The sequence below is a fragment of the Youxingia wuxianensis genome, assembly GCF_014385085.1.
Classification (GTDB): Bacteria; Bacillota; Clostridia; order Oscillospirales; family Ruminococcaceae; genus Youxingia; species Youxingia wuxianensis.
This window is the reverse complement of the sequence record NZ_JACRTD010000010.1, coordinates 60049-68276: the sequence shown is the minus strand read 5'-3', so window position 1 is coordinate 68276 and position 8228 is coordinate 60049. Positions and strand designations below refer to the sequence as shown.

Sequence of the window (8228 nt, the reverse complement as noted above, 5' to 3'; positions counted from 1 at the left end):
AAGTTTTAATCCAGCTTCTTCTCGCTGGTCTTTGCTTCTTGCCTTCTTGGCTTTCGCCTCAAAGTCATCTTTTCAGGGTCTTTTCTTCTCTCGTTGTTCATTTTTCAAGGTGCTCTCTTTTCTGCCCCGTTTAGGCGTAACTACGCACGAGACAGCTTTGTTATAATATCATGTTGGGAGAAATTTGTCAACACTTTTTGTAAAGATTTTTTACAATAACTCGCCTGTTTTTGTTCTTCACTTGATTTTCCCTCAGAAGTGAGCTAGAATAATTTTTATTAGCTTGTCAGCCTTTGGCCGTACATTGGATGCGGTTATTTTGTTATAAGGAAAGGGTGGGCATTTTATGCCGATAAAAATTCCCGACAGTTTACCCGCTTCGAGAATATTAGAAAATGAGAATATATTCGTTATGACCGAATACCGGGCGCTGCATCAGGATATCCGTCCTCTGCAGATCGCCATTGTTAATCTCATGCCCAAAAAGATCGAAACGGAAACGCAGCTGCTGCGTCTGCTAGGGAACACTCCTCTTCAGGTGGATGTGGAATTGATCCAAATGAAATCCCATGTTTCCAAAAACACCTCCTCTGAACATCTCTTTAAATTTTATAAGACTTTTGACGATATTAAGGATATGCGTTTCGACGGAATGGTCATTACCGGCGCGCCGGTGGAACAGATGGCTTTTGAGGAGGTGGAGTACTGGGACGAACTGTGCCAGATTATGGAGTGGAGCAAAACCAATGTCTTTTCCACGTTCCATATCTGCTGGGGAGCGCAGGCAGGTCTGTACTATCATTATGGTATCCAAAAATATCCCCTGAAGGAAAAAATGTTTGGAATTTTTCAGCACCGTTTATGTGTGGAAAATCATCCCATCACCCGTGGGTTTGACGAAGTGTTTTTTGTTCCTCATTCCCGCCACACCGAGGTCAAGCGCTGGGATATTGAAAACGTGCCGGAGTTGGAGATCCTATCCGTTTCTGAAAAAGCGGGAGTATATGCCGCCTCCACCTACAACGGACGGCAGTTCTTTATCACCGGCCATTCAGAATACGACCGGGATACTCTGGCAAACGAATACTTCCGAGATTTAAACAAAGGGCTTCCTATCTCTCTGCCGGAGAATTATTTTCCCGGCAACGATCCTTCCCAGACGCCCTTGTATACTTGGCGCAGCCACGCGAATCTGTTGTTTTATAATTGGCTGAATTATTATGTCTACCAGACAACCCCCTACGATCTTGAACAATTGGACCCCAAAAGTGAATAAAAAAGTGAAAACTTGCCAAAAATCCTTCCAACGTCATTTGGAGGGATTTTTTTATGAAGCAGAGTTGTTTTTACAAACCTCATTTTACATTAAGCCGTTATATTCGTAAAATAGATGTGGCTGTCTGTTTTGGTATCCTCCTGTCGGTACTGCTGGCCAACTTCGCTGTGTTTGGTCAAGAATGCCAGCAGGTAAGAAGCAAAGTACTGCGTTTACATATCCTCGCTAATTCTGACAGTCAGGAAGATCAGCGGGTTAAGCTGGCGGTGCGGGATCGCATTTTATTGGAAACCGAAGATCTTTTCTTTCTTCCCCAGTCCCAAAAAGGCGCAAAACTAGCGGCTCAGGAAAATATCCAGCGCATTGAGCAGGCGGCCCTGGAAGAATTAAGAAACCAGGGAAAATCCTATGGAGTCCGCGCTGAGGTTACGAATATGTACTTTACCACCCGGCAATACGGCGATCTTTCTCTTCCAGCGGGAAATTACGACGCGGTGCGTATCCTTTTGGGCGACGGGGGCGGAAAAAACTGGTGGTGCGTTATGTACCCGCCTATGTGTATTCCTGCCGCCGAACCTTCCAACAGCGAGGAAATGCAGGAAATTCACAATCTCAACGAAACGCCGGTTTTTATCCCCAAGCTGGCGGTTGTGGAACTGTTTGAGACTATCTTTTCTCAAACAAAATAAAGAAAGAAGGAGGCTTACGGCCTCCTTCTTTCTTAAATTGTAATCCCAAACAGCCTCTCAAAATTCTTATAAAGAATCATATCGTTTTCTTCCTCTGACAACCCCAACGCCAAAAACCGATTTAATTCTTCCACATGATCCCACATGGGAAAATCCGTTCCGAAGAAAAATTTTTCTACTCCAAAATGGTCAATCATTTTCAGCGCCTTTTCTTTGGACAACGCAAACAGGCTGCTGGAGGTATCATAATAAACATTGGGTATTTTCAGCCATTTATCCGCTTCGTCCCATTCGTTGTATCCGCCGAAATGAGCGGCGACAGCAATAAGATCGGGCACCTGCTGCATTACATTAGCCAGACGGCGGGGGGCGGAATAATCAAAATGTGCATCTCCCATATGAAAAAGCACCGGCAGCTTTTCTCTGGCAATCGCCCGATATACCGGGATCATTTTGGGATCGTCAATATGAAACCTCTGAAAGTCCGGATGAAGCTTTATCCCATGAAGGCCATAACTCTTTATCCGCTCAATTTCCGCTTCATAATCCGGCGTATGCTGATGCAAAGTACCAAAGCCAAAAAACTCTGGATATTTTTTACATTTCTCATAGATAAAATCATTGATGCTTTCCACCTGTTCCGGTTTGGTAGCGGTGGAACAAACCAGGTATTTCTTTACGCCAATTCGTCTGCCGCTCTCTACCAACACATGAGGAAACCCCTCATACCGCATGGGAATACTATAAAAATCTCCGATCGACTGGGTCGCTTTCATTGCAATCTTCTGGGGGAAGATATGGCAATGTGCATCAATAATGGTTAAATCTTTTATCTCGCGCACAATGGAGCACTCCTTTGCAAACAGCCTTTCACATGATATGTGAAAGGCTGTGTTACTAGCTTGGAAAACACTTTATTTTAGGCCGCTTACAATCTCCTGGGTATCTCTGGCAATAAGCAGTTCCTCATTGGTGGGAATTACCCAAGCTTCCACTTTAGAACTGTCGGTAGAAAATTTCGCGTCTTTGCCGCGAATAGCTTCATTGGTATCTTTGCAGATGGACAGGCCCAAAAATTCCATATCAGAACACACCGCCGCCCGCAGCTCCCGGTCGTTTTCGCCGATACCGCCGGTAAAGATGATCGCGTCAACGCCGCCCATGCCCGCCGCATAGCCGCCGATAAATTTCTTGATTTGGTATACTAAAATATCTAAAGTCAATTGAGCGCGATGATTTCCCGCCTTCGCCGCCGCAGTAACGTCGCGGCAGTCGCTGGAAACACCGGAAATTCCTAAAAATCCAGATTTTTTATTGAGAATATTGGACATCTCATCTGGGGAGATATTCTCTTTATTGGCAAGGTAAGTAATCACCGAGGGATCCACGCCGCCGCTTCTGGTCCCCATAATAAAACCATCCAGCGGGGTAAAGCCCATAGAGGTATCGTACACTTTACCGTCTTTAATGGCGGAAATAGAACTTCCGTTGCCCAGATGACATGTAATGATTTTCGTGCCTTCCTTTTTCTTGCCGGTCAGCTGGAAATACTGGGCGCTTACATACCGGTGACTGGTACCGTGGAATCCATAACGGCGAATGTGGTATTTTTCATAGTACTCGTAAGGAATTCCAAAAATATAAGCTTTTTCCGGCATTGTCTGATGGAAAGAGGTATCAAAGATAGCCACCATGGGCACTTCTTTCCCAAACACTTCCTGGCACGCCCGCATAGCGGTTGCCTGCGGCGGATTGTGCAAAGGTCCTAATTCAGAAAAAGCAAAAATATCCTCAATTACTGTATCGGTAATCAGTGTCGAAGTTTTATATTTTTCGCTTCCATGGAGCACTCTGTGCCCTACAGCGGAAATTTCTTTTACATCGTCAATTACCTTTCCCTCGCCGCTGACCAGATTTTTTACCAACTCCATAAATGCTTCTTTATGGGTCGGGAAAGCCACATCGTAGGAAATTTCTTTTCCGGATGCTGTTTTATGGCTAATCTTCCCATCCGTTCCAATCCGTTCGCAGTTGCCTTTTGCTAAAACGCTCTCATCCTCCATATTGATGAGCTGATATTTCAGCGATGAACTTCCAGCGTTGATAACCAGTATCTTCATAACTACACCTTACGCCTCTTTCATTATTTTTTGAACACAGCCAAGCCGCCAAAAGGACTTGACACAACCAAACATGTTTATATATTATTACAATATAGGCGAAAATTCAAGGGAATCGGATAGAAAATTTCAAAAGACGGAGTAAAATTCATGGCGAATGAGCAGAAAAAAATCATTGCGGGAATCGTAGCGGAATACAATCCTTTTCACAACGGACACGCCCATCTCATCCAAAAAACCCGCGCTGCCGGCGCTACCCATATTGTAGCGGTAATGAGCGGGAACTTTGTCCAGCGAGGAGGGCCCGCCATCGCGCCCAAGCACGTACGGGCCAACGCCGCCGTAGCCTGTGGAGCGGATCTGGTGCTGGAGCTTCCCCTTCCCTGGGCCATGGCTACCGCCGAGCGGTTTGCCTATGGTGCTTTGCAGGTATTAGGGGGGCTGGGCTGTATCGATGTGCTTTCTTTCGGCAGCGAATGCGGCCAAATCGATCAGTTGGCACGGGCGGCTCAAGCGGTGGAAAATCCCTACTGCGATGAGTATATTAAAACTCTTCTGAGCGAAGGGATCACCTATGCCCGCGCCCGGCAAAAAGCGGTTGAAAAATTTTACGGGGAAGAAACTGCCCAGGTACTTTCCTCCCCCAACAATACTCTAGCAGTGGAATATCTTCGGCAAATTTTACGTCAGGAGCTGCCGATGACCCCTTTTACCGTAACACGGGAGGGGACAGAGCACGACAGTACCGTTCCCGCCTCTACAATCGCGGCCGCTTCCCATCTGCGCAATCTTTTGGATTTGGACAGTTTAGAAACCATCCGCGAGTATGTGCCTGAAGGCGCATACCACGTTTATCACTCTGCTGTGTCCGCGGGGATGATGCCTTTCCAGTCTCATAGTCTCAATACGGCCGTGCTTTCCTCTCTTCGCTGTATGACTTTGGAGCAGTTTTCTTCCCTGCCGGATATTTCTGAAGGACTGGATAACCGACTGTACGATGGGGTAAGGGCGGCGGTTTCCGTAGACGAGCTGCTCAACTTAGTAAAAACCAAGCGGTACACCTTATCCCGTATCCGGCGCCTGGTGTGGAACGCTTATCTTCAGGTAGACGGCGCTTTGCTTTCTCAGCCGGTACCGTATATCCGCGTTTTATCCTTTAATAAACAGGGGCTGGAAATCCTCACCGCCGCCAATAAAACCACGCGGCTGCCTGTTTCCCATTCCCTTGCCAAACTGCGGGACAGAGGAGGTCTGTGCCAAACCCTCGCGCAGCTGGAGGGACATGCCGCCGACCTGTATGCCTTGGGCCTGCCGGTGGCGCTTCCCTGCGGAAGCGATTTTACCCAGAAAATTTCCGTTCGATAGAAAAAGCCATCGGTTACCCGATGGCTTTTTATTTTAGCCGGAACAATTCCCATCGTCCGGAAACCTCCATTTTCTGATACAGGTTTTGAAGATACTTTTTCACCGTAAATACACTGATGCACATCTCCTGGGCAATCTGCCCGTTATCAAGTCCTTGCAGCACCCGAGCCAGCACTTCACTTTCCCGGCGGGTAAGCTGGTGTTCCCGGGAAAGTGAAGAGAGTTTCTGCTGTGGAAATTTCTCTTCTTCCTGGCTGGCAAAGTGCCGTCCAAACCGCAAGTTCAGATGGTCGCTGAGCCCTTTCAAAAAAAACATCTCGTTGTCCGTGAAATCTCCTTCTTCTTTGGAACGATAAAGGGAAAGCACTCCTAAAAACCGTCCTTCATATACAATACTTAACTGCAGAGAATAGTGAACGCCCCAAGGCGCATACCATTTTTGATATAATTCGGTTTTTATTCTCTGCTCCTCCGGCATCAAATCCGTATCTCTCACCAACATGCAGCTGCCGCTGAGCATCATCCACCGGGTATAGTCCTTTTCTTCAAGGGAAAAATAGCTAGTTTCCGCGCCGAAAAACTCCTGAGGGACGCACACCGGGTCGCAAAGCAGTTTTTCTTCTCCCCTGCAGTCCGCCACCAGAATGCTGGCGGCGGTATTGGGTACTAATAATCGCAATAAGCCAAGGACCGCAGCCCGCATGCTATTAAAATCCGAAATACTGTATATCTGATAAATAATATTATTGATCAGTAAAAACTCATTGTTTTGCATACGATACCCCTCCCCAGCTATCCTTTTATATATTTTTAGCATAATTTGATCTTTATGTATATATAAAATATTTACCTAAAAATAAGTAATTTTTACATATTTTTAATTATTTATTCTTCTTTTTAACCATAAAAACACTCTTAATAAGTCATTGAAATTAATATTCAAACCGAATATAATTTGATCTAGAGATAAAACTGAATATTGCATAACAATGTATACAATGACGTATCTGCGATCCTTCGATAGGCAGATTACGTCATTTTTTGTTTTATGCGCAAATGTGGAAAGGATGATTTTGATGGAGAACAAAAAAACGATCATAAACGAATTGGATAAGGTATTAGGCTATATCCATAGCGAACGCCTGACCGACAAAGAAAAAAAGACGATCACTCAGGATACCCTGGACTACTTTGATAACTATGTCAGTCCCGGCTGGCTGAAATACCGCAAATCTGTTTCCACCAATGCAGCAGTAGTAGAGTGGTCTGATCATGACTCTGTTTGCACTGGCCTGTATGGGGAAGAGTTTATCGATTGCCTGGGCGGCTTTGGAATTTATACTTGCGGACACCGCAATCCAGAAATTATGGATACGGTGAAAGCCCAGTTAGAACACCAAGCTCTTCATTCCCAAGAGTTATTGGATCCTCTGCGGGGTTATCTTGCGAAAGCTGTGGCAGATATTACCCCCGGCGAACTGAAGTATTGTTTCTTTACCAACGGCGGCGCTGAAGCAGTAGAAATGGCGCTGAAGCTGGCTCGTATCGCCACCGGTGGAAGATGGTACATCTCTACCGTAGGCGCGTTTCATGGGAAATCCATGGGGGCTATTTCCATGGGAGGCAAAAGCACCTATCGTGTTCCATACACCCCTATGGTACAGCAGGTACAGCATGTAGAATACGGCTGCGCGCAGGACGTGTACAAAGCCATCCATAATCTGCAGGCGGTTGGCGAAAAAGTCGCCGCCGTAATCCTGGAACCTATCCAGGGAGAGGCTGGCGTAATTGTCCCCCCAGAAGGGTATCTGGCTCAGGTGCGCAAAATCTGTGACGAAACCGGCGTAGCCCTTATTTTCGATGAGATCCAATGCGGCATGGGACGCACCGGTACGATGTGGCGGTGCGAAGCGGAAGGCGTTACCCCGGATATTATGACTTACGGCAAGGCCTTCGGAGGCGGTATTATGCCTATCACCGGTATCATCTGTAAACCGTCTATGTGGAATCAGGAGCTGGTGGATAATCCGTGGCTGCTGGGGTCTCCCACCTTCGGCGGAAATCCTATCTGCTGTTCGGCGGCTTTGGCCACAATTAAATATATGTTGGAGCATGACGTTCCCGGCCAGTGCCGTGAAAAAGGTGTATATCTGAAATCCGGTCTGGAGCAGCTTAGAAAAAAATATCCTACTGTCATCCACGACGTCCGTGGTGTGGGGCTTATGCTGGCGGTAGAATTCTGCACCAGCGATGTTGGTTACAGCGTGGCAAAAGGGATGTTCTCCCGAGGCGTACTCACCGCCGGCACCCTTGTTAACGCGAAATGTGTGCGTTTCGAACCCGCGGCTGTGATTACCAAAGAAGAAATGGATCAGGTAATTTCCCGTATGGACGCTGCTCTGGCTGATACACAAAAGGAGTTTAAACTCTAAGTCCCTTATAAAAAAGTCCAAAAAACTTTTCAAAATCCCTGGCAGAGTCCAAAGAACTCTGCCGGGGATTTATTAGGTGGATGGTTCTAAGTCGATGGGACCATGTTCTTTTTCAAACTGTTCGATATGCCGTTTAATCAGTCTTTCAATCTCCTTATTTTTGCTTCTGCCTTCGTATTTGGCTATATATTCCAGCTTATCCAATATTGGTTTGCCAATTCGCAGGGTATATCGCGAAAGATTATCCTTCATAATGACGCCCTCCTAACTAAGTATTGACGACATTATAGCGCCCTATTATAATGAGAAATAAAATTGACGCATTTTTGACTCAATATTTTTGGAG

Annotated in this window: 8 protein-coding genes; 4 read left to right on the top strand and 4 right to left on the bottom strand. The window is 46.2% G+C overall.

The window, feature by feature from the left end:
• The first annotated feature begins 346 nt into the window (after positions 1-346).
• Together metA and H8705_RS12420 are read left to right on the top strand one after the other, a co-directional pair.
• The gene (gene metA / locus H8705_RS12425; RefSeq protein ID WP_262396110.1) at positions 347-1276 is read left to right on the top strand and encodes a homoserine O-acetyltransferase MetA; all 930 of its coding nucleotides are present in this window, start codon (positions 347-349) and stop codon (positions 1274-1276) included.
• Positions 1277-1329: 53 nt separating this feature from the next.
• Positions 1330-1965, top strand: a complete 636-nt coding sequence (locus tag H8705_RS12420; RefSeq protein ID WP_262396109.1) for a stage II sporulation protein R — start codon at positions 1330-1332, stop codon at positions 1963-1965.
• Between the two features lie 32 nt (positions 1966-1997).
• Here H8705_RS12420 and H8705_RS12415 read toward each other — a convergent pair whose 3' ends face one another.
• Both H8705_RS12415 and H8705_RS12410 read right to left on the bottom strand, forming a co-directional pair.
• Complete coding sequence (locus H8705_RS12415; protein ID WP_262396108.1) at positions 1998-2807, bottom strand: amidohydrolase family protein; 810 nt, start codon at positions 2805-2807, stop codon at positions 1998-2000.
• Positions 2808-2879: 72 nt separating this feature from the next.
• Entirely contained in the window at positions 2880-4085 is a 1206-nt protein-coding gene (locus H8705_RS12410) for an acetate/propionate family kinase (RefSeq protein WP_262396107.1), read from the bottom strand.
• A gap of 150 nt (positions 4086-4235) precedes the next feature.
• Here H8705_RS12410 and H8705_RS12405 point away from each other — a divergent pair, with 150 nt between their 5' ends.
• Complete coding sequence (locus H8705_RS12405) at positions 4236-5450, top strand: tRNA(Met) cytidine acetate ligase (protein ID WP_262396106.1); 1215 nt, start codon at positions 4236-4238, stop codon at positions 5448-5450.
• Between the two features lie 28 nt (positions 5451-5478).
• Here the strand turns inward: H8705_RS12405 and H8705_RS12400 are convergent, their stop codons facing one another.
• Positions 5479-6225 (bottom strand): LuxR C-terminal-related transcriptional regulator, encoded by a 747-nt coding sequence (locus tag H8705_RS12400; protein WP_262396105.1) that lies wholly within the window; start codon positions 6223-6225, stop codon positions 5479-5481.
• Positions 6226-6526: 301 nt separating this feature from the next.
• Here H8705_RS12400 and H8705_RS12395 point away from each other — a divergent pair, with 301 nt between their 5' ends.
• Positions 6527-7882 carry a putrescine aminotransferase gene (locus H8705_RS12395; RefSeq protein WP_262396104.1) on the top strand — a complete coding sequence of 452 codons (1356 nt, stop codon included), beginning with the start codon at positions 6527-6529 and terminating at the stop codon, positions 7880-7882.
• A gap of 72 nt (positions 7883-7954) precedes the next feature.
• Here the strand turns inward: H8705_RS12395 and H8705_RS12390 are convergent, their stop codons facing one another.
• Positions 7955-8134, bottom strand: coding sequence for a hypothetical protein (locus H8705_RS12390; RefSeq protein ID WP_262396103.1), 180 nt, complete (start codon positions 8132-8134; stop codon positions 7955-7957).
• Between the last annotated feature and the right edge of the window lie 94 nt (positions 8135-8228).

What these genes read in the sequence shown, in the direction of transcription:
- metA (WP_262396110.1), top strand. Translation starts at nt 347, where the DNA reads ATGCCGATAAAAATTCCCGACAGTTTACCCGCTTCGAGAATATTAGAA.
- H8705_RS12420 (WP_262396109.1), top strand. Translation starts at nt 1,330, where the DNA reads ATGAAGCAGAGTTGTTTTTACAAACCTCATTTTACATTAAGCCGTTAT.
- H8705_RS12410 (WP_262396107.1), bottom strand. Translation starts at nt 4,085, where the DNA reads ATGAAGATACTGGTTATCAACGCTGGAAGTTCATCGCTGAAATATCAG.
- H8705_RS12405 (WP_262396106.1), top strand. Translation starts at nt 4,236, where the DNA reads ATGGCGAATGAGCAGAAAAAAATCATTGCGGGAATCGTAGCGGAATAC.
- H8705_RS12400 (WP_262396105.1), bottom strand. Translation starts at nt 6,225, where the DNA reads ATGCAAAACAATGAGTTTTTACTGATCAATAATATTATTTATCAGATA.
- H8705_RS12395 (WP_262396104.1), top strand. Translation starts at nt 6,527, where the DNA reads ATGGAGAACAAAAAAACGATCATAAACGAATTGGATAAGGTATTAGGC.
- H8705_RS12390 (WP_262396103.1), bottom strand. Translation starts at nt 8,134, where the DNA reads ATGAAGGATAATCTTTCGCGATATACCCTGCGAATTGGCAAACCAATA.